The sequence below is a fragment of the Priestia sp. TSO9 genome, assembly GCF_021029645.1.
Taxonomy (GTDB): domain Bacteria; phylum Bacillota; class Bacilli; order Bacillales; family Bacillaceae_H; genus Priestia; species Priestia megaterium_E.
In genome coordinates this window covers 1-236 of the sequence record NZ_JAJEKD010000060.1, presented here as the reverse complement: position 1 = coordinate 236, position 236 = coordinate 1, and the positions used below count along the sequence as shown (strand labels likewise).

1 rRNA gene is annotated in these 236 nt (G+C 49.2%); it reads right to left on the bottom strand.

The window, feature by feature from the left end:
* Positions 1-5: 5 nt before the first annotated feature.
* A 23S ribosomal RNA gene (locus LJC66_RS27645) occupies positions 6-236 on the bottom strand; the annotation flags it as partial.

Sequence of the window (236 nt, the reverse complement as noted above, 5' to 3'; positions counted from 1 at the left end):
AAAGTTTGGTTAAGTCCTCGATCGATTAGTATCAGTCAGCTACACATGTCGCCACGCTTCCACCTCTGACCTATCAACCTGATCATCTTTCAGGGATCTTACTAGCTTGCGCTATGGGAAATCTCATCTTGAGGGGGGCTTCATGCTTAGATGCTTTCAGCACTTATCCCGTCCACACATAGCTACCCAGCGATGCCTTTGGCAAGACAACTGGTACACCAGCGGTGTGTCCATCC